We start from the raw sequence: 24,298 nt of genomic DNA on the forward strand, positions 1-24,298 counted from the left end.
AGCGTTACTTGCCAAAAAAGCGCTTGAAGTAAATTGCATCCATTTAAGAAACGGAATGACGCCACTGCATATAGCTTGTTTAAGAGGTGATTGTCCTGAATTGATTAGGGCGTTACTAAAGCGGGGGGCTGATTGTGATGCACTTGATTATAAAGGAAGAAAGCCAGTTGATATGCTGCATGTGAGTGATGAGGAAATGCAAGAGATTCTATGTGAACTTTCTGGGACATCAGATAATTCATTCCATGCCTTTAAACAATATGACTATCTTTCTAAACAATCAGAAATGGCTACAGTTCCTACTTCACAAGAACGTAAACAATGTATTCTAAACATTAGATATTTATTAGCTAAATCTGCTGTTCAAAAGATGATTCCAAATTTTGCTTAAGCATCATTTAATCTAAGAAAAATAAAAAAGATTAGATGGTATAGTAAATGAAGTGAGCAGTAACTATGTGAAATAGTTTCTGCTTGTATCTAAAACATACGAGCAGCATTAAAAATATAAAAGGCAATACAGTATCCGAGACAAACTAGTTATTAAATAATTCGTATACAATTTCTGCCCTCATTTTTTGCTTTATAAAGCGCTTGATCTGCTTGCTCAATCGCTTGCTCAATCGAAATATTTGTTTTAAGTGATGTAAGACCAATAGATACTGTGATATGGACAGACTCGTTATTGTTAATATGAATTGCCATTTTGGCGATCCCACTACGAATGCGTTCGATAATTTCTGAGGCAACAACTGTGTTGGTATTTTGAAGACACAGTAAAAACTCATCACCACCAACGCGAAAAACTTTATCATAGGGACGCATATTTTCAATAATGAACCGTGATACAGTAGCTAATACGCAATCACCCGCTAGATGACCATGCTGATCATTAAGATTTTTAAATTTATCTAAATCCAACATTGCTATGCAGCATAACTGTACTTGTCTTTTAACGAGTTCTTGTTGTTCACGTAAAATAGGGAGCATATTATTGCGATTGATAGTACCCGTAAGTGAATCACGGCTATAAAGCAATTCATTCAATTCTCGCTGCAGAGCAGATATTTCTAAATGCAGTTTTTCCATACTGTTTGAAAAAATATCATAATCATGAGGTGATACCTTATTATCGTTATTTATCGAAACTAATAAGGTTGTGGCTGCTTTATGCATATAGTGATGTTCTTCTCCTAGTGCAATAAATGCGCCGTGTTGTTTGAGTTTATGAGAACTTGAGCCATAATACCATTGACCAAAGCGACACTCTTTGTGAGCATTAACACTGACATCATGCTGATCTGGCGGTAATCTACAAACAAGGGAACGGATAATTGAGTTATACCATTGTTGATGATTATAAAGTGCTTGTTCAAATTGAAAAATAAATTCTTGTAATTCTTCCCGATTAAGAAAATCAATTTGCATTTTATTTGTCCCCAATAATTCGCTAATAAAAATAATTGTATTGGGTATTGTTTTATTGAAAATTATTAGCTATGAAGTTGAAACTCTAAAGTAGGAGCCCTTAATTTAAAATAATAGCCCATAGAGAAGGAAAAATCATTGAAAAGCATAAAACTTATCACCGATTACCTAGCTACTACTGGGCTAATTAAGACCTAACAAACTCTTATTTTCTAAAAAAGATACTGAAGCCCAAGGGCAACGGTGTAATTTTTATTGGATAAACCAGATGAGTCATTGTCATAAACATGCTGGCCAGTATCATTATCTATAATCTCACTATCAGCTCGCACATTAGAATAATGACTGTAGGATGCTTCAACAAAAATTTTAGCATTTTTTGTTAAAAAATAGCCCGAATTTATTGTTGCAGCATAATATTTAGCATTATTTCCATATTCATTAAATGTTAAGTTGCGGGCATAATGTTCATCATGATCCCGGGCTGAAACCCAATTACTAAATTTTAAAAAAGCATTAAACTCAAAATTACTGATAGAATATTTACTGGTTAGACCCACGTAAGGCGTACTAAATTTTTGTTGGTACCCAATTCCAGGTTCATTACTTGGAAAACAACCAACATGTGCCCCATTGTCATATTGATAACATCCCCCATTTGCTTGCCAGCTAAAAGAGTTTCTTTGGTACCCAGCAGCTACACCTAACTTATAATTTTGTTTTTGAAGTAGCCACGCTCTTAAGCTCAGATCAAACTCATTGGCATAATTAAGATGTGTGTTTTCATGATGTGACCAGTGCGTCCAGTTTTTTTGATGTGGGTTAAGCCAGTCATAGTCATCCATAGCTGCAGTATTTTTTGCTAGGGTAATCCAGCCTCGACCAACAAGATTAAGCCAATCTACAAAATTATAATTTATTTCTCCATTTAGTATGGCTGCATTTTTTATGCGCCAATCGAGTTGGCTTAACTTCTTATCTGTGTTTGGATAATAAACATACTCCTCAGCTTTACCTGATAAAACCCCCAAAGAAGTACTCGCTGACAAACCTTTAATATGGTAATCAGCAGCATTAGAGTTATGAGAGAAAATAATAGACGAAGAGATTAGAGCCAACATAACTATTTTATTATTCATATTTTTTCCAGCTAGGGCCGGCAATCCTTGCAGGAGATTGATTATTTAAAAATCAATAAATATTATTATGACTCATGATGCTCTTGTCAAGATCGATATTAAAGAGTATTCGTCATATTGATTTTTTTTAAACTTTTGATGCTAATTTGCTTCACTTTCTCGAAAATAAATTCTTGAAAACGTAGCTTATACAAATGATACTCGTAAAGGTTATACACAGTTCGATGTGTTTCCCCAATCTGCTCATCATTTTTATATGAGATATTTATTTTATGAAAGATCATAAGTGGAGAGTGAGATGCGAATGTTTTTTGGCCAAAAAGATGGATTAAAAAATGATAGTTTAACTCCTTGGAATAGGATAACAAAAAAAGATTTGAGGGAGAAAATAATCAAAGAATTTATCATTCCGCTCCTTGTGCGGATCGTTATGTTATGGTTAATAACAATATTTGTAATACAAAGTTTGATTATTACGAATTAAAAGGAAAATTTGTCGTTGACCGGAAGTAATTAGAGGTTCGTCCGGACTTCTGACGAAAAGGGCCGTTTCCTGTTATAATGGTTTCACTATATACGCTTTTCAAACCAAATTACATCCCAGTAACGGTCAAATTTATAACCTACCTCAGTAAAGTGTGCAACTTTTATAAAACCAAATTTTTGAAAAAGATTCATAGACAAATCATTTGATACTGTAACTCCAGCATATAGTCTATGTGCGAAGGATATAAGTTTGCTTCTTTCTATGAGTTCATTTAATAAATAGGAGCCTAGTCCAACCCCTCTGTATTTAGGATTACAATAAATGCTTATATTAAAGCTACTTTGGTAACCCATAATCGCACTAAAAGGTGTGGTAGCAGCATAGCCTATAACGATATTTTGTTTATTTGTACCCACTAGTAATTGATGAGGGCTACCATCTAAAAAATTATTAAACCATAATGTAAGACTTTTTAAGCTATGAACTTGTTGCTCGAAATTAAAAACAGAATTAACAATATAGTAATTGTAAATGGATACAATTTGCGGCCAATCATTTTTTGTAGCGGCGCGTATTTGAAAATCTAACATTATTCTTTTCCTGAAAAGTTAAAGGGGCACTGCCACTGTAGATTAGCTTTAAGACCAGAATATTGTAATGCTTCACTACATTCATCAAAATGAATAAGATTAGGATTAATGCTGCCATTGTAGTGTAACTCTCTAGCACGAACTGTTTTTTGGATTTTGTTAAAGACGTTAATTTGTTTAAGATAATTAAATTGATGATGTGAATTAAAAACTAGCATAGGATAATAAAAATCACGACATTTTCTAGGATGGTCTGGGCAAAGACCGATAACAAAATAAGCTTCACCAGCGACGCTAAAGGAGAAAAATCGATTGTTAACGTCATTTGAAACGCTTTTATCCCAAGGAAGCTCATCAATTTCATATAACATTTTTAATTGTAACCACAGTAAATATTCGAATTCCTCTGGTTGAATATTGGTGGAGCTAGCAAAGCATGCAATAAAGCTAGCAAAACGATTATCAATAGTTATACGTGAATTTGTAAAATTTTTTAGCGCTTGATAAAGTTTGCTTGTAGCTTCTTCAGTAGCAATTCTATCTAATAAGCAAAATTGATATTTGGATCTGTTGATGGATGTTTTAGCTCCTACGCAGGAAAAATTTTCAGCTAAAATTTTTTCTCTAAACGTCTTTTCTATAGTATGCATTAAAATCTCATTTAAAAATAAGCAGTAATTCGTTTTGGAACTTTATCCGGCCTAAATCATTTAGTAAAATTAATAAATATTATCTACTTATTATTTTTATTAATGAGCTTATCGTCATCGCAATTAGATGCTTTTTTTGCTGTTGCCAATTGTTTAAATTTCACAAAGGCAGCGCAGTCTTTATGTATTACACAATCCGCCTTAAGCCAACGAATAGGTAAGCTTGAACAGAAAGTAGGGCATTTATTTGTTAGAAATACCAAATCAATTTGCCTTACTAATGTGGGTCATCAACTGTTTAGATATTGTCTTAAAAAAAATGCACTTGAAAATGAGTGCTTAGAACAAATTTCTACTAACAGCAAAGAGGGTTTATGTGGAATTGTACGCATAGGTGGTATTTCTACTGCTTTGCGTTTTTTTGTACTAGATGCTTTAAGTCAATTGTTAATTAAAAATTGTAATATCAAACTAGAACTCATAGAGAGGGAATCAAGAGATCTACCTAGCGCTTTAGGAACAAATCAAGTTGATTTTATTGTTTCAACGGATTGTGTTAATAACAAGTTTATTGAAGCTATTCAAATTGGAGTAGAAACCTATATATTAGTCGAGTCAGCTAAATGTACAAACAAAGTCCAGGATGTTTATCTTGATCATGATATTCAAGATGAGATGACTCATGTTTTTTTACAACAACAACAAGAAAAACCATGTACTTGGCGTCAACACTATCTAGATAATATCCATTTAATAATTGAAGCGGTTAAATTAGGAATTGGCCGAGCGGTGCTACCTTATCAAATTTTAGCTCAAGAACCAGCGCTTAGGAAAGTTGCAAATATGGAATCTTTGAGTATTCCTCTTTATTTAATGTTCTACAAACAGGACTATTATACTCATTTACAACAAGCAGTTATTAATACTTTGGCTCCGAAATAATCTAAAAGAAAAGAAATTGCTAAAGATAAAATAGAAAAAACACTTGAGGTGGAGTTTGCACTGAATTAAAAACAAGAAAGGGTCCTTTTTGTCAGGCTCCCGGCCGAACCTCAATTAAAATAAATAGGGTAGACTGCAGCAGTCAAAAATCACTAAAGCATTATTTCTTCCCATTTGCTGCTAATTTGTTTCTTCTTTATATGTCCTATTTATTTAGGGCGTATTTTATCAACAATAAATTCTAAAACTTAAGTCATAAAATGGTATGCGTTAAGGCTATACAAATTGTGATGAGATACCCTAATTTTCTCATCATCTTCATATGCGATATTTATTTTATGAAAGAGGATAAGTGGAGACTGCGATGCCAAAGTTTGTTAACTCAAAAAATGGAGTAGAGCCTCAGGCAGAGTTTTACAATAAGAATGTTCCCCCTTTGGATATGGAGGGAAATCTTTGTTTAAAATGGGCAACTTATTCGGGGGATCCAAAGCCTAAATATCAGGAAGACTGTGTAATTATTGATAACTCAACTAAGTATGCAGGAATATATACAGCGGGTATGTCTGCATGTCATGCACTAACAATGGTTCAACGAGATGCTGATGGTAATATTGCGAAGATTGCGATGCAACATTTTGCAGGTGGTTTAGACAAAGATAAATTAGATGGCTTTATTAAGCATTGTATAGGGCAAGGATTTAACGGTAATCTGGAGTTAGTTCATTATCCAGGTAATAGTGCTACAGGTGAGTCAGACAACAAATTTGAAAGAGTTTTGCAAAATAGAACGTTTGAAAATGAAAAAGAAATCCAAACAATTTATCATGCAGACCCTACTGAGTCGTGCTGTGTGATGTTTAACGGTCAAATTGGTCATGCAAGTTTTGCTCCCGACTTAATTGGTAAAGTTCAAAAACCTAATATGGAGTGTGAATTAAATTTATCAGAGTTAATTCAGAGTAAAGCAGTTGATAATTTCAATCGTCTTATCTTTCGTTATAGAGAAGAAGACCCAAGTAAAACTCAATATCTTGAAACATTAATGGATACAATTTTAAAGGATAAGGCGTCTGATAATCCGCATAAATTACTGGAAAAAACAAGGCAACTTATTATAAAAGCAGAATTGTCCCCAGAAGATAAAAAACAAGAGTTGTATACGAAATATGCTAATGATGTAAATAAGCAACCCTGTTTATCAACCGCAACTAAAATAGCATGTGTGGCTCTTGCTGCAACAATTATTGGCATAATACCAGCGATTATTATTGCCTCTCGTTACAAAAGCACTGTAAAAGATCTAAGGGAGAGTCAATTAAAGACTGTCGAGGATTGTCTTAATGTTAGCAGTCCCTGCATGAGGTAACGCAGTTATTTATAATCCCCTACATATCCCCAGGAGTCGACCCAAATGATTCGTTTAAATGCTGCCGTTTGTTCTATTTTATGGATAAACAATTCCATGCTGTCGCTTTTTGCTGCATAAATGACCATATTTGCACTATTTCTTATGGGTACAATAAAAGTATTTTTAAACTGTTTTTTAAGCAACTGAAAAAGAGGATATTGTTCTTTTAAATTAGCTAAATTAATCGCAAAAAAACCATTTTCGGTGATTATTTTTTTGCAGGAGCTAAAAAATGTTTCATCAGCACATTCGGGGGGGAAATGATTAGCATTGTACAAATCAACAATCAAATGCGAAAAGGTTGTTTTACAATTTTGTACGTAGTCCATAGCATTTTCATGGACAATAGTTAAATGTTTTAAGTGATCTGCCATAAAAAAACGGTTTGCAATCTCAATAACTTCTTCACTATTATCTACAGCGATCAATGGTCTATCGTTTAACATCAATGGAATTCCTGCACCTCCAAGTCCTAAAAGACAAATGGTTCCAGGATAGGTACGAGCCATCAAGGTTAGGGCAGGAAGATAATATAAAATAGGTTTATGAGGATCGCGCCTGTTGATTACAGTCTGTAATGCATCACTTCCTAAAGTTAACCATCGATAAAATAAATTTTGATATACTTTATAGCCAGAAGGAGAAGTATAAATGCAAGTCCCCATCTTTGTTTGCCACATTTTAGCGCATCTTCTCTAATTGAAAGGGATAGATTGAACCTAATTTTAAGATTTGTGTTAATTCATCTAAAGCATAAAAGACCTCATTGACCAGATTAGGATCAGCTAAATCGCTTGTTGTCAATTCAGTGCGATAATGCTTTACTACCCATTTTTCGAGAGTATTTAATAGTTCATGATTAATTAAAACTCCTTGATGCATGGCTTGAAGTTCTTCCTGATTTATAGGGACGCGTAATCTAAGACAAGCTGGGCCTCCACCATTTCTCATGCTTTGCTTGAGATCAAGAAAACGAACGGAGTTGATGGGATTACTGCTCTCAGAGAGTATCCTTTCAATACAGGCATGGGCGCGAAGATTAGTTTGACACTCATAAGGGGCAATGAGCAGCATAGAATTTTGCTCGCCTAAACTAACGATTTGTGAGTTAAACAAATAAGTTTCAACAGCATCACGAATGCTAAGTTCATTCTGAGAGATTTCAATAATTGTTAATGGAAAGATGGTTTTTTCACGTAATTCATTTAATACAGCGTCTTGTTCAGCAAACGCTTGTTCATGGACAAGAAAAACTGATTCATTAGCTACTGAAATCACATCATTGTGAAAAACACCAAGATCAATTGCATCTGGATTTTGGCGAGCCAAAACAACTTGATGTGGCATGAGTTGATGCTGGCGAGCTATAGCTTCAGATGCTTCTTTGGTTTGCCGTGCAGGATATTTTGTTGGTCCAATATTGTTTGCTCCTAAGGCTTTTTTTCCATAAATAAAGAGATGGGTTCCTGGTTTCCCATAGCTTTGGCAGAGGCGACTGTGATTTGCAGCACCTTCATCTCCTGTAATCAATGATTTTGGTAAAATCGGATGATGGCTAAAATAGTGAGAATTAGAGAAAATAATCTCTAGAATTTTTTTTGAAAAATCAGCTTCATGATGGCGGTGTAAATTGCATATAAGATTTGCTACTGTAAAATGAAGCTTATTATCTTGGGTATCTATACTGGGAGAAACTGTAGCTGCATTAGCAGTCCACATGCTTGAAGCCGAATAACATGCACTTAAAAGCTCTGGAGCCGTTTTATACGCTTTATTAATTTGTTCACTTGGAGTGCCGTTAAAACCCAATTGATGAAGGAGTTCAAGATTAGGGCGTTGATGAGGTGGTAGCAAACCTTGTTTTAAACCCATTTCATGAAGCAAACGCATTTTTTGTAATCCTTGAAGCGCTGCGGCTTGAGGATTTGAGACACTTAAGGCATTAGAAGTAGAAGCAATATTTCCTATTGAAAGACCTGCATAATTGTGAGTAGGGCCAACTAAGCCGTCCAAATTTAATTCATAAGCATTCATTTTTAATAGTCCATGTTCCGTTTTTTCTCTTTACGGAGGAAGTTAAGAGAATCACTAATTTTTTATTCTAATACAATGCCAGGTAAAATCTGGGCTGGTTTTGTTAAATGAGTTTGTTCCATGCTAGCTATTGGGTAGGAACAATAATCAGCTGCAAAATAAGCACTGGGGCGGTGATTTCCGCTTAAACCAATCCCACCAAAAGGAAGACTGCTGGGAGCTCCTGTTGTTGGCCTATTCCAATTAATTAATCCAGCACGTATTTCTTGATAAAATTGATGATAATGGTGTTCATCATCACTTAATAATCCTGCCGCTAGACCGTAACGTGTTTGATTAGCAAGTTCTATTGCATGTTCAAAATGACTGTAGCGATGGATCTGTACCAAAGGTGCAAAAATTTCTTCGTCAGGAGGATTAGGGTAATGAGTCATATCAATAATACCAGGTGAAAGTAAACCCGTATTTTCAGCAAGTAATGACATAGATAATAATGGTTTGCCCCCTGATTCAATAAGCTTTTGTTGCGTTTGTAAGTGTTTTAATGCTTGTTCATGACCAATTATGGAGCCCATGAATGGCTCTGGATGTTGATCAAATGGCCCTATTTTGACGGATCCACATACCTTAATAAAATGCTCTAAAAACTCATCACCTTGAACTGAATCAGGTATGATAACTCGACGTGCACAAGTACATCGTTGACCAGAAGTAATTAAAGTAGAGAGTAAAGTATGATAGACCGCCGCAGTAAGATCATTGACTTTATCAATCACTAAAGGATTATTGCCTCCCATTTCAAGTGCTAAAATGACTTCAGGCTTATTGTTAAATTGTTGATGTATCCGTAAACCAGTTTGATAACTTCCTGTGAAATAGACTCCTTGAATGTCTTGGGATAACAATGTAGTTCCACAAGCGGCACCTCCTTGCAAACAGTTGATTACTCCAGGAGGTAGCCCGCTATCATGCCAACATTGCATGATAAATTCAGCAACAGCAGGTGTGAATTCACTTGGTTTATAAAGAATGGTGTTGCCCGCCAACAGAGCAGGAACTATATGTCCATTGCTAAGATGGGCCGGAAAATTAAATGCGCCTAGAACTACCACAACACCATGGGGTTTAAAACGAAGGCAAGCCGTTGCCTCAGGAGTTTTGTTTGTTTTTTCCCCTGTTCTTTCATGATAGGCTTGAATGGATAAATTAATTTTTCCTATGACTGCAGAAACCTCAGTTTGGGCTTCCCACAATGGTTTTCCTGTTTCCGCTGCAATTAAGTAAGCTAATTGATCGCGATTTTTTTCAACTTGTTGTGCAAATTTTTTGGTATAATTTGCCCGTTGATCAAAATCAAGGGTAGACCAGGTGAATAGTGCTTGATGTGCTGCATGACAAGCTGCAGAAATTTCTTGCTCAGTAGCGCTTATTCCTTGCCAAAACAAAGTTCCATAACTTGGATTGATAGACTCTAAAGAAGTTCCACTACCTCTTATCCAATGTCCATTGATGTATTGACCTTTGCCTTGCATCATTGGTGTTTTAGACATCCTATTCCTCATGATCAAATTGTAAAGGAGCTATGCGTAACTGATCTTCACATGTTACTTTTAATAATTCAGCAGTTTTTTTACTAATAATACAAGTATTATTTTCGCTATTGACTAGGGCACTATTAATGGTTGCGCGAAAATCTAATTGGGCATTAGACAATAAATAATCAGCGCTGCTCACTTCATCGCTAATACTTTTAATCGTTACAATGTGGCTTAATTCTATAGTTTTTATTTCTGAGATGGGTACTTCAAGAGTAGGGCCACCATCAAAAATATCTATGTATTTGTTATATCTAAATCCTTCTTTTAACAATATATTCATGGCGGCAGCAGTGGAAGGGTGGGGTTGACCAATGACCGACTGAGCTTCCGCGGAGAGTAATTTAACGTATATAGGATTTCGCGGCATCAAATCTGCTATAAATTGTTTATCCGTTGCTATGGTAAGACGATCTGCTTCAGCATAGGACATATGAAAAAAATGCCTACCTACATTTTCCCAAAAAGGCGAGATACCATTTTTATCAGAAATGCCACGCATGTCAGCAATTACTGTAGAAGCAAAGCGCTTAGTATGTTGAGCCATAAATAAAAAACGAGCTTTAGAAAGTAATAGGCCATAATTTTTCTTTCTGTACTGAGGCTCTAAAAATAAAGTACAAATTTCACTTCTTCCTTGATTATCATTAACCAAACTCAAAACCTCGTAATCGCTTCTAATATTTAATGAGCGACAAACACGTGTACGTTTGGAAATTTTATAGGAATAAAAAGGTGTATCATGCCCAGTGCGCGATTCAATGCCTGAAACCCCTACGATTTCTGCATTTTCGTTTTCCAATACAAATAAATAATATTCATTATTCGGCTGTTGGATCTCTTTTTTGAAAGAATCAGTAGCCCACGACAAACGTTTTTGCAATATTTCTTTCTCTTTGGAAAGCGTAGTAATTCCAATTCCACTTTCTTCAGCCAAATGATGAATTGCATCTAAATCATTATCACAAGCGCTTCGAAATAGTATCATTTTGTTAGGTCCTCTAAACCACCTTGTGCTAAATCCAGTAAAAGTAACGTACTCAGTGCGGTACGTTCTGGCAAGCTATCTAATAATATATATTCTTCCTCACTATGAATCTTACCTCCTCTTACTCCGAGTGAGTCTAGGACAGGTATTCCGTGTTTTGCTAGATTGTTACCATCACAGCAGCCACCACTATCTTTCCAATCTATAGAAATGCCTAGCTCTTTTCCTATATGCTGAATGCGATGAAATAAACGTTCTGTACCAGAGTTTATACGTTTCACCGGTCTGCCAAAACCCCCGCATAGACTCAAAGAATAATCTGGACGTTTGAGTTTCTGAATGATTTTATCTAACTCAGTCCGTACCCAAAACTCATCTTCAGGCAGATTAATGCGGATATCAAGCTGTGCTACGGCTTTATCAGGAACAACATTAAGAGCTTGGCCTCCTGCAATTTTACCGATATTAATGGTTACTCCATCGCGTTTTCCATTAAGTGCATTAATGGCACATACTGCTTCAGCCAAATAACAAATTGCATTACGGCCTTCCGAAAAATCACGGCCTGCATGCGCTGATTTTCCCGTAGCAATAAGAGTTAACTTACCGCTTCCTTTGCGATTTTTAGCCAAGGTGCCTTTTTCGGTCATTGCTGGTTCATAAACTAATGCTGCCTGATAATGTGCAGCTAATTCATCAAAAAGCATACTTGATGCGGGAGATCCAATTTCCTCATCTGCATTGATCAGTACATCCCAACCTAGTTTTACTGCATTCTCATCTTGCTCAAAAGCAGATAGGGCATGCAACATGACAATAAGTCCTCCTTTCATGTCAGCTACACCTGGCCCATTAATGCAATTATCATTTATATAAGTTAATTTCTGGAATGGGCTTTCTGGAGAGTAAACTGTGTCCATATGTCCACTGAGTAATACACGCCTTTGTAAGTGAGGTCTTTTTCTAATAAATAAGGCATCACCGCTGATTTGTGCTTGGGTATTGCCTGACATATCAATAACAGGGATTGAAGGAAGTTTTTGTATTTGGATTGTATCTGCGATTGGCTTATATGCGGCTTGTAATGCATCAATCATTTGTGCCAATCCCGGTAAATTGGATGTACTAGAATTGATCTCACAAAACTGATGAAGTTGTTCTACCATTGTTTCTTGGCTATTTGTTATTCTAGTTATGAGCTTTTTATATATGCTTTTCATGGTTTTTAGATTTAAAACTAAAGGATACACAATAACTTAAATTAAGATGGTTCACAATGTGTTTGGTGCCTTTGGAAGCGAGTAACTCGTAATTGTATCGATTTTTCTTCTTCATATCTAAGATTCAAATTGCACCAAGATATTAAAGAGGTTATTCTGCTCCACTTACGTCTTTTGCTTTATGCACAAAGTATCTGAGAGCAGAACTGACTCTAAATTTTATAGAGATTGGGCTAATTTTATTCCTTCACTAGGCTCTTTATTTTCGGTTTTTTCTTGATCTTTTTGATCTATTTTTGGCACACTGCTTGGCCACAGAGGTCTAGCCATAAATCCAAAAACCCCCAATAATCCCCCAGTTTTTACTTGTTCTTGATTTTGAGTTGGCATTTGTATTCTTTGCGGGGTTAGTTCTGGATTCATACTTGAGTCTACACTTTGATCAAGAAGTTCCAGACGACAAATTAGTTTTTCCTGGAGGTCTAACAATAGTTTATATCGTTCATTACTGGCTTTTAATTCAAATTTAACTTCCGAAAGTTCTTTTTCAGCATTACTCATTCGTTCGGTAATTTCATCAAAACTATTCGTTTTTTCTAAAAACTCATCAAGCTTTTCTTGAAATACTTCTCGTTGCTTGGTGTCATTAATTCCTGTATTGGTTAAGAATCTTACCGTTGTTTCTAAAGTTGAGGCGATTTTTTTTGCCTTTTCTACTTCTTTACCCATAGATTTTCTTACTTCTGACAACTGAGAAGCTTGTTCAGACAATTGCAATAAGCTTTTTTCGTGCCATCCCTTAACTTTAGCAAGTTCCAGTTGATTCGCTTGAAAAAGCTCACCATTTTTTTCTAAATCTTGCTTTAATGTTATTGAGATATTTTCAAGATCTGTTTTTTGCTTTCGCAACAACTCCTCAGTCTTTTGGAAGCATTCGACCTGCATACTCAATGTTTCAACTTCATCATATAAGTGAGTAATCTCTTTGGCAAGCTTATCATTTTCGGTTCTAAATCGCTCAACCTCAATAGCTAGTTTTCTACGAATGGAGTCTAATGCGCCAATAGTTAATTCAAGCACTTCTGCAACGCCAAAAATTCCTTCTTTTATTTTCTGAGCAATGCTTTGACTATGATAATGATGATCATCAAGAATAATACCACTGGTAGTATAAGCTAGGGCACTTATACCGCTAATAGTTACTAAAAAACCAATATGTGCGGCAGCACCTACGAGAAATGTAGGGCCAGATATAGCAACACCACCTAAAATTCTTTGCCATAAAGGGATCTCACCCCAAAATTTAGCAGCACGCGAAATAAGGCTAGGATTATCTTGCAAACTATCTACAATCGCGCCCAAGCTTTTTTTAACTTGTGTCAGGTGTTCCTGTGTTAAGGCAATACTTTGTATACTATCTAAGTCTGTTGTAGGGCTATTTGGATCCAATAATAATTGTTTGGCCGCATCTGAAAAATTCATTTGTGCTAATGTTTTTTCAACAAGGACTCTATTTTTATCAGACTGATTTGATTCGGTTTTTAATTTCTCTTGAAGTTCTTCTTCATTACTAGCCATGCCCACTCCCTGTGTTTAATAATCTCCCTGTAGATTCTATTTTTAACCACAAAGAATGAATAAGCAAGTAAAAAATTTGTTTTTTTGGAATTATTTAATACAACACCTGGACGCTAATTTTTAGCATCTCAGTTGGTGTTATGCGCTCTTATTGATATAGGGTCATGAGATTCAATTAAGGAAAACTCGAGTATTTCATTACTTAGTTTTGTTCGATTATATGCAAAAAAGCCAGTATTTGCCGTAGCCAGTCCATGATCAATCATCTTTTGTGAATACCCTAAAGAAGGGAGGTAAAAAATTGCACCTAGTAATAACTCCATGAGACCACCAAGTGCATATAAAACTGGATGATTTATCTTAAGCTCATTTGCTAAGTTTTTGTAATCGTTTATTGATTTTTTTGATGATAAATGCATTAACTCCGAGGTTCGCGAGACTGCTTCGAGTAAGAGACGCTTACCACTAGTTTTTTGTTCATTTAATTCGTAAATTGTGTGTAACAATTTCAAACCTAGTGCTTTTGCATTCTTAGTTTTTTCATCTTCTGGTAGTTGCTTAAATTGTTCAATAGTTTGTTCGAGTCTGATTTTCAGTAGTTCTTCAACCTGACTATGAGGACAATTCATATCACGCCAGTAAATCAACCATGATTTTTCACGATTAGCGAATAGCTTTGCGTAGTTTGCATTAACATACACATTTAATGCATTCCAAATGATTTTTCTATGAAAATTCATTCCTCGGCCTTTAATGCTTGCAGCCGCAGCATCTATAGAGCGTTCAAATTCTTCTCGAGTTATAGGTTTATTTAACTCAAAAGATCGAATCAAATTAAAATAAGATGAAGAGAGGGCGCCACGGTCTATAGCGTCTTTACATGAAAAATTAAAACTATTAGGTTGAATTGTACCAATAATATAATTTGTTAGTTCGTATTTGATAAAATGCAACCAAATAGCTTGTTTCTGGGCAGTAGATATAAAGTGATTTTTTTCCAAACCTTGTGCTTTAAAGCTTTTTTTAAGTAAGCTTTTTAGGGTTATTTCTTCATTTTTAGAAGTGCCAAACAATTGTTTTCGTGCTTCACGACTCATTTTAAAATCAGAAATCCCACTTTTATGATGCTTTCCTTTGGCCACATCAAGAAACTCATTAAATACAGAGAGAATGGATAATCGATCATTAGTTATCTTATAATGGTTTGAGTCCATTAAGCCTTCATGGGCAGGGAGAGTAATAACCAAAACTTTATAACTGGGATTTTTTTCAAGTTTGTGAAGTTCAAGAGTGAACTTTCTTTCTTTAGAGCCTGCTAGATTCAGATCACTTCGATCTAATCCTAGATTATTAAAATAGATATGGCATATTGGTTGTGTAGAGCTGCTTTTTTCGGCACTGATTTGTAACCAACGTTTAAAAAGAGGACTAATTCTGGTTTTGCCATTATGGCGTTGAGCCTGCGTGCTAAAACGGTACTCTATAGGATCTAAAACATTTTTATAAGAATAATTTTTTATTGACGGTAGATTGGTTTCATATTGAGGTTTAAAATCATTCGAAAATAAAGAATACAAACGGCTAAAAATACCACCAACATCATTTGGTGTTCGCTGATTAATAGTATCATGTGTATCTTTTACTTTTTGTTTAATTTTATTAGCTGCGGGTTTTTGAGGACGAGTTTTTGCACCTATGTCATTTATCCATTCAGATGGTTTTTCAAGAATATGATTATCATTATGGTAGATGGCTAGCACTAAATCATCAAGAATTTTGACTTTTTCAATTGAATTATTGCCAATGAACTCTTCCAAGGAAGCGATACATGAGGAATATAAATCGCCGTAAGGGTAGCTGTCATTATATTCTTGCCCCATTATTGAGTGCAATTTGGCAAAAACAGGCAATAAAGAATTAATTTTTTTATTTAGGACTGGTTTTAATTGAAGAAAATAGGCGTAACAGTTACGATTATGGATGGCATCACTAGTGAAGGTGCTTTGTGGTTTTGTTGTAGTACTCATGACTTCCATAGAGAGTGTCTAATCAATCATCATTGTAGTTAAAAAGGGGGCATAATGGAAGTGTTTTTTGATTCTTCGCTACAGGATAATAAAGTGAAAAATCAATTTTTTTTGCATCATTGTCATTCTGAATGGAAGGGGATCCTAATTAATGCTTTAGAAGCCATGGATCAAGACTATTTACATCAGCTTATGAATACTGAAGATTGGTTGCCCGGAAAAGAGAGATTATTAACAGCGTTTAGTTTGCCGCTTACAAAAACTCAATATATCTTACTTGGTGAGTCGCCATATCCACGTAAAGAGTCGGCAAATGGATATGCTTTTTGGGATAATTCGGTAGGAAGTTTATGGAGCTTAAATGGACTGAGTAAAACGGTCAATAGAGCAACTTCTTTACGTAATATAATCAAAATGTTATTGAAAGCTCGTGGCGCTCTCGAAGAGGATACTTCACAAGCAAGCATTGCCCTCATTGACAAAAGTCCATTGGTGCAAACAGCAAATGAATTGTTTGAGAGAATGATGCAAAAAGGTATTTTATTACTCAATGCTTGCTTGGTTTATAGTGAAGGGAAAGTTCCATATCATGCACGTAAATGGATGCCTTTTATGCAAAGTATTTTTGCTCAACTTGCACTAATTAAGCCAGATATTCAATTGATTTTGTTAGGTAAAATCGCAAAAACTGTTGCTCTTGATAAATTACCTATAGGTCTTATCGCTGAACACCCCTATAATGTCAGTTTTATTACGAATCCCCAAGTGATTCATTTTTTTAAATCTTTGGATTTATTGCATCATGAGTAATACAGAAACGACTGTTAATCCCGAAGAAATTAATAAGTTTGCTCAACACGCTAAGTTATGGTGGGACACTGAAGGCCCGTTAAGAACATTACATGATATTAACGGAATACGTCTTGATTTTATACAGCAACATGTTCCATTAGCTCACTTAAATGTTTTAGATGTGGGATGTGGTGGTGGCATTCTTTGCGAAACTATGGCAAATGCAGGCGCAAAAGTTACTGGTATTGATGCTGAAATTGATACAATCCTTGTTGCGCAGGAGCATGCAAAAACAAGTCATTTGAACATAGATTATTTTTGTACTTCTGTTGAAGCATATAAACATCAGCACTTTGATGTGATAACTTGTATGGAAATGTTGGAGCATGTACAGAATCCTGAGCTGGTTTTGCAACATTGTAGACGCCTACTTAAACCGAAGGGTTTTTTATTTTTATCAACGATAAGTAGGACAGTTAAAGCCTATGCTACTGCAATTATAGCTGCGGAATATTTATTAAATTTATTACCTAAACAAACACATGATTATAAAAAATTTATAAAACCCAGCGAATTACTTGCCATAGCTCGTTCGTTTGGATTTAAATTGATTGATATAAAAGGAATGGATTATAACCCTTTTTTAAGAAAAGCTTCATTAGGAACTGATTTGAAAGTGAATTATTTATTAGCATTACAAGGTTGATGTGCTATGCAAATTTCCTAATAATTTGTTCATCAATAATAACGTAAGATCATTGAGAGACTTTGAACTACAAAAGGCGAGTCAGAGCCTTTAACAATCTTTCCTGGAATAACCTGCAGTGATAAATCAATATTAAGGGATAATTCTGGGATATTAAACGATTGAATTACTTGCCAACAAGGAGTTAATTCACAGTTATTGCTTTCTATTATTTGGGGAGTGGTCAATGCTTTTGGATGTAAGGTTAGCATTTTCTCATTAATTTCAAGACGCTTATCAAGTAAAAATTGATGCATTGGGCCCCATGCATAGGGGAGATAATTTTTTTGCACAGCTCTAATTTCCGAAGGGGTGTCTTTATAACTTGCAGAAAGTGTTTCTATTAGTAAATTTTGCGTCCAGTTTCCAATGTTTGTTTGATCAGTAGCATAAGCATAAGAGAAAATCCAAATGAGAAAAAGAGTCAGTTTGATACGCATGATTCATCCCTTGCTTCATCCATCCATTTGTAATAATTTTAGATTAAAAATCAGGTTATGTTTACAATTTCCCGCACTGTGAGATCTTAAAAGAACTTCCAATCAGCCAAATGAATACATGCCTATTGGATATCGTGCAGAAAGAGTGTCTTCTAGACTGCTATAGCATTCATCTGGTTTTAAGTCTGTGATTCTATTGCGGCGCTTATTTAATGTAAGCTCCGCGTTTCTAAATAGGATGAGTACACTAAGAACAAAAGTATATTTATTCTTTTTTTTCTAAGTTTTTCTTTTTGTTGTACCGTTCTTGATAACGCTGATAGGCATATCTAGCCTGCTCTTGAGTGACTACGTCAACTTCATTACCGTAAATGTCAATTCGTGCAGCATTTTCTTTTTGACAATTTAAATAAGCAGGGGACGCACTGTAGTAGCTTAAGGCATCACGCAATGATTTTTTACTAAAAGGAGGTGAATCCAACCGCTCATAGAAATCAATGATATCATCAAATATACCAATTTTTAGGGGTTTTATTTGGGTACCTTTTTTAAAAAAAGCGTTAGGAAAATGCTCAATAAGCCAGTCAATAATTTGGAGCTTGTCTTTTTTTACTGTTGTCAACGATTGTTTATTCATCATTTTTCTCTAAAGCAAAATCGAGATGCTGAATAAACTAGCATATCTTCTGAGAGAATCAAGCATTAGACATGTATATCGTTGATTATTTCTTTTTGAAAGAGGTTGATATGTTATTTTTTACAAAATTAACATAGGATTTTTTGCTGGATCTCTTGTAAGAAATTTCTCAATTTGATTAAAGACAATGACTGTTATTTTAAATGCAATCTCATCAATATTAAATTAACTGATTGTTTTAAAAATTCTTTTTCCAAATTTAATCTATTTATTTAGGGAGACTAGTAAGACATTCTCAGTTTTAATGGTCTTGCACTTCTTATTTTCTATTGCTACATTTAAAACATGACTTATATGGATGTAAGTCAGACAAAAGGAATTGTAATCATAAGGATGTGGTTTTGTCAGGATGACAATAAGAACTTTAGTTCTTATACGGATGACTGCGGAAGCCAGGGTGGGAACCCTGGCTTTTTTATTTTATCCTACCAAGTAGCCAGAACGCGATAAAAACTTCCTATCAGGAAAATAAGCAAAAATTACAGAACCATTTTTAATAGTATTGATCACTGGTTTTGCTAGGGTTTGTGCGACTGCAGGACAGCCCCAGGATAATCCTGCACGTCCAGCTTTTTTTATAAAGTCTGGCTCTACATACCATGCACCGTGTATCACTACGCGTCTACTTAATGCATTATCGTTGATGCCTTTCTCTAAACCTTGTAGGTTTAAAGAATATCCTTTACTACCAATATAAGTATCTTTTGTAATGTAAGTTCCTAAACTGGATTGTTTACTGGAAGGGACATTAGAAAAATGACTTGCTCTATTTACGCCAGAGTTTCTACCGTGTGCAACATAGGTATTATAAAGAAGACGCTCTCTACGAAGATCAAAGATCCACATACGTTGCTTATTGGAGGGTAAAGAGTAATCAATCACAGTCAATACAGGTTTTTTAACACTACCTTTTTTGCTTGCATTTTTATAAGCAGTTAAAGCAAGTTTTAATACTTTTTTGTTTAACTGTGGCGCTTTATGGCTTAAGTGCTCTACTTTAGTATTAATGTCAGTTTCAGACTGAGCAAATGAAGCAGTGCTCGTTGTAATATTGCTGGTCAAAATCAAAGTTGAGATTAGAGTCAATAAAGTATTCATACATCTCCTTTCTTTTTCTTATTCACCATTACTGTTCCTCAAAAAAATGGTGATTATATTAACAAATCATGTAATTGTAAAATCATAAGGTCGTTAATTACCCATCAGGATAAAATATTACTCAATTCATAGGCTTAATTTAATTCGATAGTCCATGATAGGTGTATTTTTAACCAAATGGAGTAATTTTTACTCTATTCGGATTTTTTAAATCCAATCTATTTGCTCTTAATTAATTCTGTTTGATCAAAAAAACAACATTATTTGTGCTGAAAATGAGGCATTTTATCTTGATTTCATGCTGGAAAGGGTAATTTTTACAGCAAAAATAGTTTAAGTGCATTCCATTTTATGGGGCACTAAACTATACTTCATTCTTCCTTTTAAAACTATCCTAAACCCAGCTTCTACTTATCTCTTCTATGTCTTAGAGAAAAAGAGGCAAGAGAATAGTTCCATGTTTGATTCGGAGAATACTATGCTGGAAAAGCAGATCATGCAGTTACCCGAAGGAATACGAGCTGCCATTAGTCAGGCCTATCGTGTTGATGAGTTATCATTGATAACAGAGCTTTGTGAAAAAGCGACACTAGGTGAACAGCAATTGATTGCGATTAGAAACAGTGCAACTAAATTAGTTGAGTCAGTACGAACTGAGCGTAAAAAAAGCACTGGTATAGATTCATTTTTGACACAATATGCTTTATCAAGTGATGAAGGTATTGCTCTCATGTGTCTTGCTGAAGCATTACTTCGTGTGCCTGATAGCGCCACAATCGATAATTTGATTAAAGATAAATTATCTGGCGGTGACTGGAAATCTCACATTGGTCAAAGTGATTCATTTTTTGTAAATGCAACTACTTGGGCATTAATGTTAACCGGTAAGATACTTACTCCTGAAAAAGCACAAACTACTTTAACGAAATCACTAATGAAGCTAATTAATCGCAGTAGTGAGGCAGTAGTTAGAAAAGCAGTGGATAAAGCAATGCGTATTATGAGTAAGCAATTTGTTATGGGACGTACCATCAACGAAGCGCTCACTCGAGCCAAAAAGAAAGAGATTCAAGGGTATCGCTATTCTTACGACATGTTAGGTGAGGCGGCTCTTACTTCTGTTGATGCGATACGTTATTTTGAGGCCTATAAACGAGCAATAGAGGCGATAGGCAAACAGGTTGCAACAGATTCTGATGTATATAAACGCCCAGGAATTTCTATCAAACTGTCTGCATTGCATCCACGTTATAATGAAAGCCAACACGAACGTGTTATGGCTGAGTTGTCGCCTAAACTATTAGCATTGGCTTGTTTAGCTAAGGAATACGGAATTGCTTTAACAGTTGATGCCGAGGAGTCTGAGCGTTTAGATCTATCCCTTGATGTAATCGAACGTGTTTTTAATGATGACAGTTTAGATGGGTGGAACGGTTTTGGATTGGCGATACAATCTTATCAAAAAAGAGCTTTTTATGTATTAGACTGGGTTGCTGCACTGGCAAGAAGAAAAAAGCGACGCATAATGGTACGTTTAATTAAAGGTGCGTATTGGGATAGTGAAATTAAGAAAACTCAAATGCAAGGGTTGGCGGAGTACCCTGTGTTTACCCGAAAAGTTTTTACAGATGTTTCTTTCCAGGCCTGTGCGAAAAAAATTCTAACTATGACTGATGCAATTTATCCACAGTTTGCCACACATAATGCTTATTCTGTTGCTATGATCTTGAATATCACTGGAGATTATCGAGATTTTGAGTTTCAATGTCTGCATGGGATGGGGAATGAGTTGTATCAGCAAGTTGTGCCTGCAGAGCGTTATGGAATTCCATGCCGTATTTATGCCCCTGTAGGAAGTCATGAAGACTTATTGCCTTATTTAGTAAGACGGCTATTAGAAAATGGTGCTAACTCTTCATTTGTAAATCGTATCGTTGATGATAACGCGCCCATAAATACTTTAGTTGAGGATCCTGTTGAAAAAGCACAGTCTTTATTGCATAAAATGAATAAAAATATTCCTTTGCCAGCAGATATATTTCAACCCTCTCGAAAAAATTCCAAAGGTCTTGATTTTTCTGATCGCATCGAACGTACGTTGTTACAGCAAAAAATGGCAAAAATGAAATTACAACAATGGGTTTCAGAGCCTATTGTGGCAGGGAATGCCATCTCTAAAGGTGAAGAGCAACAAATAGAATCACCGCAACAAATTGAAAATATCATTGGAACTGTTCGAAATGCAACACTTGAAGATGTAGAGCAAGCTTTATCACAAGCGGCCAAAGCTTTTCCTATATGGTCAAATACCGCTGTTCGAGAAAGAGCTGTATGCCTAAATCGTTTTGCTGATTTGTTGCAGGAAAATGATACTGAACTTATGGCTTTAGCTTGTCTTGAGGCAGGAAAAACAATGAATGACTGCATCGCTGAGGTGCGAGAAGCGATTGATTTCTGTCGTTATTATGCGACACAGTCACAGCAAATATTGACCCAACCTTTACGCTTATCGGGCTATACAGGCGAGCTAAATGAGTTAAGTCTTCATCCACGAGGAACAGTATTATGCATTAGCCCATGGAACTTTCCCTTAGCTATTTTTACAGGTCAAGTTATTGCTGCGTTGGCTACTGGAAATTGTGTCATAGCAAAACCCGCAGAACAAACTCCATTAATCGCTGCATATACCGTTAAATTAATGCATAAAGCAGGAATTCCGGCAGGGGTAATACAACTGCTTCCTGGCCCTGGTGAGACGATTGGTGCTGCATTAGTGGCAGATAAAAGAATAAAAGCAGTCCTCTTTACTGGCTCAACAGACACAGCATATCTTATTAATCGCACCTTGGCGGCACGCGGTGGTGAAATTATCCCGTTAATTGCTGAAACAGGGGGACAAAATGCGATGATTGTTGACTCTTCTGCTCTGTTAGAACAAGTAGTTGTTGATGCGGTAAACTCTGCGTTTGGAAGTGCAGGTCAAAGATGCTCGGCATTGCGTGTATTATTTGTCCAAGAAGAAGTTTATCCAAGAACAATAGCACTTTTAAAAGGTGCAATGGCTGAATTAGTAGTCGGTGATCCTCGTTGGTTAGCCACTGATGTGGGGCCTGTCATTGATAAAACTGCTTTATCTACATTAACTGCTCATGTAGATAATATGAAAAAACGCTTTGAAATTATTTATCAATGTTCATTAGATGAGTCACTTGAATCAGGCCATTTTATGCCACCGACTGCTATTGCAATAGATCATATCAATGCGTTGGAAAAAGAAGTATTTGGCCCAGTGTTGCATGTAATTCAATTCAAGAGAAAGGATTTGGATCATGTTATTGAACAAATTAATGCTACCGATTATGGTTTAACTTTAGGAATTCATAGCCGAATTAATGAAACTGTTGAGTATATTAGGCAAAGAGTTCATGCCGGTAATTGTTATGTGAATCGCAATATGATAGGAGCTGTTGTCGGGTTGCAGCCTTTTGGAGGTGAAGGGCTATCAGGAACGGGACCCAAAGCAGGCGGGCCTAATTATTTAATTAGACTTTGTCATGAGCGAACCTATACCGTAGATACTACTGCCGCAGGTGGTAATGCAAGCTTAATGTCTTTGCCGGATTAATAGTGATCTTGGTAGTTTCAGGTTGGGCCTTGGCCCAACCATGAGCAAAATTTGAATTTTAGTAATTAGGCCAAGGCCCGATCTATGATTTTATTTTTGCTATATAGTCAAAGTAACTGGAAGTTACAAACACTTAATGGAGTAATTTTGATGAAACGATCCCTCTTAATCCTTCCTCTATTTCTTTGTTTTTTCAATAATATTCTGCTTGCATCAACAATGAAACTGTCTGATTCAAATCAATTTATTTCCTATACTGAAGTTGGCCAAGGCAAACCTCTTGTACTCATTCACGCATTTCCAACCGATCAACGCTTATGGCAACCCCAACTGGATGGGCTAAAAAAGCATTTTCATGTTATTACTTTAGATTTATGGGGCTTTGGCCAATCATCAGGGGCGGATGGAAGGGCAATCTCTATGAGTGAATATGCGGATGAAGTTAAACAATTATTAGATTACTTAAATATTGATAAAGCGATTATTGCAGGTGAGTCAATGGGGGGATATATTGCTCTTACATTTCTACAAAAATATGCAAATCAAACAGCAGGATTAGTTCTTTCTAATACTCAAGCTATAGCTGATAGCCAAGAAACAAAGGCTACGCGAGAAAGTACAGCCCTTGATGTATTGGAAAATGGGATAGACAATTTAATAAAGGGATTTATGGCAAAGTCTCTGTCTCCAAATGCCTCGGAACAAATCAAAGCCTATCTTTATCAGTAATAGGTCACCCCTAATAAACTTTAAAGAAGTTTATTAGGAGAACTGATCCTCTTTATATTCTAACCAAAGCTACCGCCAAAAGA

Annotated in this window: 21 protein-coding genes; 7 read left to right on the forward strand and 14 right to left on the reverse strand. The window is 35.6% G+C overall.

The features are described from left to right. Positions 1-391: ankyrin repeat domain-containing protein (locus Lsan_RS10960; protein ID WP_272947149.1), on the forward strand; the 391-nt coding region annotated here is incomplete at its 5' end. Positions 392-543: 152 nt separating this feature from the next. Here Lsan_RS10960 and Lsan_RS21255 read toward each other — a convergent pair. The 4 genes from Lsan_RS21255 to gntA all read right to left on the reverse strand — a co-directional run bounded on the left by Lsan_RS21255 (position 544) and on the right by gntA (position 4,294). Next, the gene (locus Lsan_RS21255; RefSeq protein ID WP_065236300.1) at positions 544-1,428 is read right to left on the reverse strand and encodes a diguanylate cyclase; all 885 of its coding nucleotides are present in this window, start codon (positions 1,426-1,428) and stop codon (positions 544-546) included. A 212-nt stretch (positions 1,429-1,640) separates the two neighbouring features. Further along, a complete protein-coding gene (locus Lsan_RS10970) occupies positions 1,641-2,567 on the reverse strand; it encodes an omptin family outer membrane protease (RefSeq protein ID WP_058514433.1) in 927 nt (308 codons plus the stop codon). Positions 2,568-3,137: 570 nt separating this feature from the next. Further along, positions 3,138-3,644, reverse strand: a complete 507-nt coding sequence (locus Lsan_RS10980; RefSeq protein WP_058514435.1) for a GNAT family N-acetyltransferase — start codon at positions 3,642-3,644, stop codon at positions 3,138-3,140. Then, complete coding sequence (gene gntA / locus Lsan_RS10985) at positions 3,644-4,294, reverse strand: guanitoxin biosynthesis heme-dependent pre-guanitoxin N-hydroxylase GntA (RefSeq protein WP_058514436.1); 651 nt, start codon at positions 4,292-4,294, stop codon at positions 3,644-3,646. Before gntA ends, Lsan_RS10980 begins: the two co-directional genes overlap by 1 nt. A 102-nt stretch (positions 4,295-4,396) precedes the next feature. On the opposite strand from gntA, the gene Lsan_RS10990 reads away from it, so the two are divergent. Both Lsan_RS10990 and Lsan_RS10995 read left to right on the forward strand, forming a co-directional pair. Further along, positions 4,397-5,236, forward strand: coding sequence for a LysR family transcriptional regulator (locus Lsan_RS10990; RefSeq protein ID WP_058514437.1), 840 nt, complete (start codon positions 4,397-4,399; stop codon positions 5,234-5,236). A 364-nt stretch (positions 5,237-5,600) separates the two neighbouring features. Then, positions 5,601-6,605 carry a hypothetical protein gene (locus Lsan_RS10995; protein WP_058514438.1) on the forward strand — a complete coding sequence of 335 codons (1,005 nt, stop codon included), beginning with the start codon at positions 5,601-5,603 and terminating at the stop codon, positions 6,603-6,605. A 5-nt stretch (positions 6,606-6,610) separates the two neighbouring features. Here the strand turns inward: Lsan_RS10995 and Lsan_RS11000 are convergent, their stop codons facing one another. The 7 genes from Lsan_RS11000 to Lsan_RS11030 form a co-directional block, all read right to left on the reverse strand. Next, positions 6,611-7,327, reverse strand: coding sequence for a spermidine synthase (locus tag Lsan_RS11000; RefSeq protein WP_058514439.1), 717 nt, complete (start codon positions 7,325-7,327; stop codon positions 6,611-6,613). A gap of 1 nt (position 7,328) precedes the next feature. Then, entirely contained in the window at positions 7,329-8,681 is a 1,353-nt protein-coding gene (astB, locus tag Lsan_RS11005) for an N-succinylarginine dihydrolase (protein ID WP_058514440.1), read from the reverse strand. Between the two features lie 62 nt (positions 8,682-8,743). Next, entirely contained in the window at positions 8,744-10,231 is a 1,488-nt protein-coding gene (astD, locus tag Lsan_RS11010) for a succinylglutamate-semialdehyde dehydrogenase (RefSeq protein ID WP_058514441.1), read from the reverse strand. Position 10,232: 1 nt separating this feature from the next. Further along, a complete protein-coding gene (locus tag Lsan_RS11015) occupies positions 10,233-11,264 on the reverse strand; it encodes an arginine N-succinyltransferase (protein ID WP_058514442.1) in 1,032 nt (343 codons plus the stop codon). Next, positions 11,261-12,484 (reverse strand): hydrolase, encoded by a 1,224-nt coding sequence (locus tag Lsan_RS11020; protein WP_083505125.1) that lies wholly within the window; start codon positions 12,482-12,484, stop codon positions 11,261-11,263. Before Lsan_RS11020 ends, Lsan_RS11015 begins: the two co-directional genes overlap by 4 nt. A gap of 219 nt (positions 12,485-12,703) precedes the next feature. Further along, positions 12,704-14,062, reverse strand: a complete 1,359-nt coding sequence (locus Lsan_RS11025; RefSeq protein ID WP_058514443.1) for a LegC2/C7 family Dot/Icm T4SS effector — start codon at positions 14,060-14,062, stop codon at positions 12,704-12,706. A 128-nt stretch (positions 14,063-14,190) separates the two neighbouring features. Further along, positions 14,191-16,089: a hypothetical protein gene (locus Lsan_RS11030; RefSeq protein ID WP_083505124.1), complete on the reverse strand. Its 1,899-nt coding sequence runs from the start codon at positions 16,087-16,089 to the stop codon at positions 14,191-14,193. Positions 16,090-16,143: 54 nt separating this feature from the next. On the opposite strand from Lsan_RS11030, the gene Lsan_RS11035 reads away from it, so the two are divergent. Both Lsan_RS11035 and ubiG read left to right on the forward strand, forming a co-directional pair. Continuing rightward, positions 16,144-16,899: a uracil-DNA glycosylase family protein gene (locus Lsan_RS11035; RefSeq protein ID WP_058514445.1), complete on the forward strand. Its 756-nt coding sequence runs from the start codon at positions 16,144-16,146 to the stop codon at positions 16,897-16,899. After that, the gene (gene ubiG, locus Lsan_RS11040; RefSeq protein ID WP_058514446.1) at positions 16,892-17,587 is read left to right on the forward strand and encodes a bifunctional 2-polyprenyl-6-hydroxyphenol methylase/3-demethylubiquinol 3-O-methyltransferase UbiG; all 696 of its coding nucleotides are present in this window, start codon (positions 16,892-16,894) and stop codon (positions 17,585-17,587) included. Before Lsan_RS11035 ends, ubiG begins: the two co-directional genes overlap by 8 nt. Positions 17,588-17,619: 32 nt before the next feature. Here ubiG and Lsan_RS11045 read toward each other — a convergent pair whose 3' ends face one another. The 3 genes from Lsan_RS11045 to Lsan_RS11055 all read right to left on the reverse strand — a co-directional run bounded on the left by Lsan_RS11045 (position 17,620) and on the right by Lsan_RS11055 (position 19,861). Further along, the gene (locus Lsan_RS11045) at positions 17,620-18,066 is read right to left on the reverse strand and encodes a hypothetical protein (protein ID WP_058514447.1); all 447 of its coding nucleotides are present in this window, start codon (positions 18,064-18,066) and stop codon (positions 17,620-17,622) included. A 265-nt stretch (positions 18,067-18,331) separates the two neighbouring features. Next, positions 18,332-18,703: a ProQ/FINO family protein gene (locus tag Lsan_RS11050; protein WP_058514448.1), complete on the reverse strand. Its 372-nt coding sequence runs from the start codon at positions 18,701-18,703 to the stop codon at positions 18,332-18,334. A gap of 480 nt (positions 18,704-19,183) precedes the next feature. Further along, entirely contained in the window at positions 19,184-19,861 is a 678-nt protein-coding gene (locus Lsan_RS11055) for a murein L,D-transpeptidase catalytic domain family protein (protein WP_058514449.1), read from the reverse strand. A gap of 478 nt (positions 19,862-20,339) precedes the next feature. Here Lsan_RS11055 and putA point away from each other — a divergent pair, with 478 nt between their 5' ends. Next, on the forward strand, positions 20,340-23,486 hold the full coding sequence (gene putA, locus Lsan_RS11060; RefSeq protein ID WP_058514457.1) for a bifunctional proline dehydrogenase/L-glutamate gamma-semialdehyde dehydrogenase PutA: 3,147 nt from the start codon (positions 20,340-20,342) through the stop codon (positions 23,484-23,486). 150 nt (positions 23,487-23,636) lie between these two features. Further along, positions 23,637-24,215, forward strand: a complete 579-nt coding sequence (locus Lsan_RS11065; protein ID WP_058514450.1) for an alpha/beta fold hydrolase — start codon at positions 23,637-23,639, stop codon at positions 24,213-24,215. The last annotated feature ends 83 nt before the right edge of the window (positions 24,216-24,298 follow it).

This window comes from Legionella santicrucis (assembly GCF_001468135.1).
GTDB classification, from domain to species: Bacteria; Pseudomonadota; Gammaproteobacteria; order Legionellales; family Legionellaceae; genus Legionella; species Legionella santicrucis.

Excerpts from the sequence above, each read along its gene's own strand:
- Lsan_RS21255 (WP_065236300.1), bottom strand. The coding sequence starts at position 1,428 with ATGCAAATTGATTTTCTTAATCGGGAAGAATTACAAGAATTTATTTTT.
- Lsan_RS10970 (WP_058514433.1), bottom strand. The coding sequence starts at position 2,567 with ATGAATAATAAAATAGTTATGTTGGCTCTAATCTCTTCGTCTATTATT.
- Lsan_RS10980 (WP_058514435.1), bottom strand. The coding sequence starts at position 3,644 with ATGTTAGATTTTCAAATACGCGCCGCTACAAAAAATGATTGGCCGCAA.
- gntA (WP_058514436.1), bottom strand. The coding sequence starts at position 4,294 with ATGCATACTATAGAAAAGACGTTTAGAGAAAAAATTTTAGCTGAAAAT.
- Lsan_RS10990 (WP_058514437.1), top strand. The coding sequence starts at position 4,397 with ATGAGCTTATCGTCATCGCAATTAGATGCTTTTTTTGCTGTTGCCAAT.
- Lsan_RS10995 (WP_058514438.1), top strand. The coding sequence starts at position 5,601 with ATGCCAAAGTTTGTTAACTCAAAAAATGGAGTAGAGCCTCAGGCAGAG.
- Lsan_RS11000 (WP_058514439.1), bottom strand. The coding sequence starts at position 7,327 with ATGTGGCAAACAAAGATGGGGACTTGCATTTATACTTCTCCTTCTGGC.
- astB (WP_058514440.1), bottom strand. The coding sequence starts at position 8,681 with ATGAATGCTTATGAATTAAATTTGGACGGCTTAGTTGGCCCTACTCAC.
- astD (WP_058514441.1), bottom strand. The coding sequence starts at position 10,231 with ATGTCTAAAACACCAATGATGCAAGGCAAAGGTCAATACATCAATGGA.
- Lsan_RS11015 (WP_058514442.1), bottom strand. The coding sequence starts at position 11,264 with ATGATACTATTTCGAAGCGCTTGTGATAATGATTTAGATGCAATTCAT.
- Lsan_RS11020 (WP_083505125.1), bottom strand. The coding sequence starts at position 12,484 with ATGAAAAGCATATATAAAAAGCTCATAACTAGAATAACAAATAGCCAA.
- Lsan_RS11025 (WP_058514443.1), bottom strand. The coding sequence starts at position 14,062 with ATGGCTAGTAATGAAGAAGAACTTCAAGAGAAATTAAAAACCGAATCA.
- Lsan_RS11030 (WP_083505124.1), bottom strand. The coding sequence starts at position 16,089 with ATGAGTACTACAACAAAACCACAAAGCACCTTCACTAGTGATGCCATC.
- Lsan_RS11035 (WP_058514445.1), top strand. The coding sequence starts at position 16,144 with ATGGAAGTGTTTTTTGATTCTTCGCTACAGGATAATAAAGTGAAAAAT.
- ubiG (WP_058514446.1), top strand. The coding sequence starts at position 16,892 with ATGAGTAATACAGAAACGACTGTTAATCCCGAAGAAATTAATAAGTTT.
- Lsan_RS11045 (WP_058514447.1), bottom strand. The coding sequence starts at position 18,066 with ATGCGTATCAAACTGACTCTTTTTCTCATTTGGATTTTCTCTTATGCT.
- Lsan_RS11050 (WP_058514448.1), bottom strand. The coding sequence starts at position 18,703 with ATGAATAAACAATCGTTGACAACAGTAAAAAAAGACAAGCTCCAAATT.
- Lsan_RS11055 (WP_058514449.1), bottom strand. The coding sequence starts at position 19,861 with ATGAATACTTTATTGACTCTAATCTCAACTTTGATTTTGACCAGCAAT.
- putA (WP_058514457.1), top strand. The coding sequence starts at position 20,340 with ATGCTGGAAAAGCAGATCATGCAGTTACCCGAAGGAATACGAGCTGCC.
- Lsan_RS11065 (WP_058514450.1), top strand. The coding sequence starts at position 23,637 with ATGAAACGATCCCTCTTAATCCTTCCTCTATTTCTTTGTTTTTTCAAT.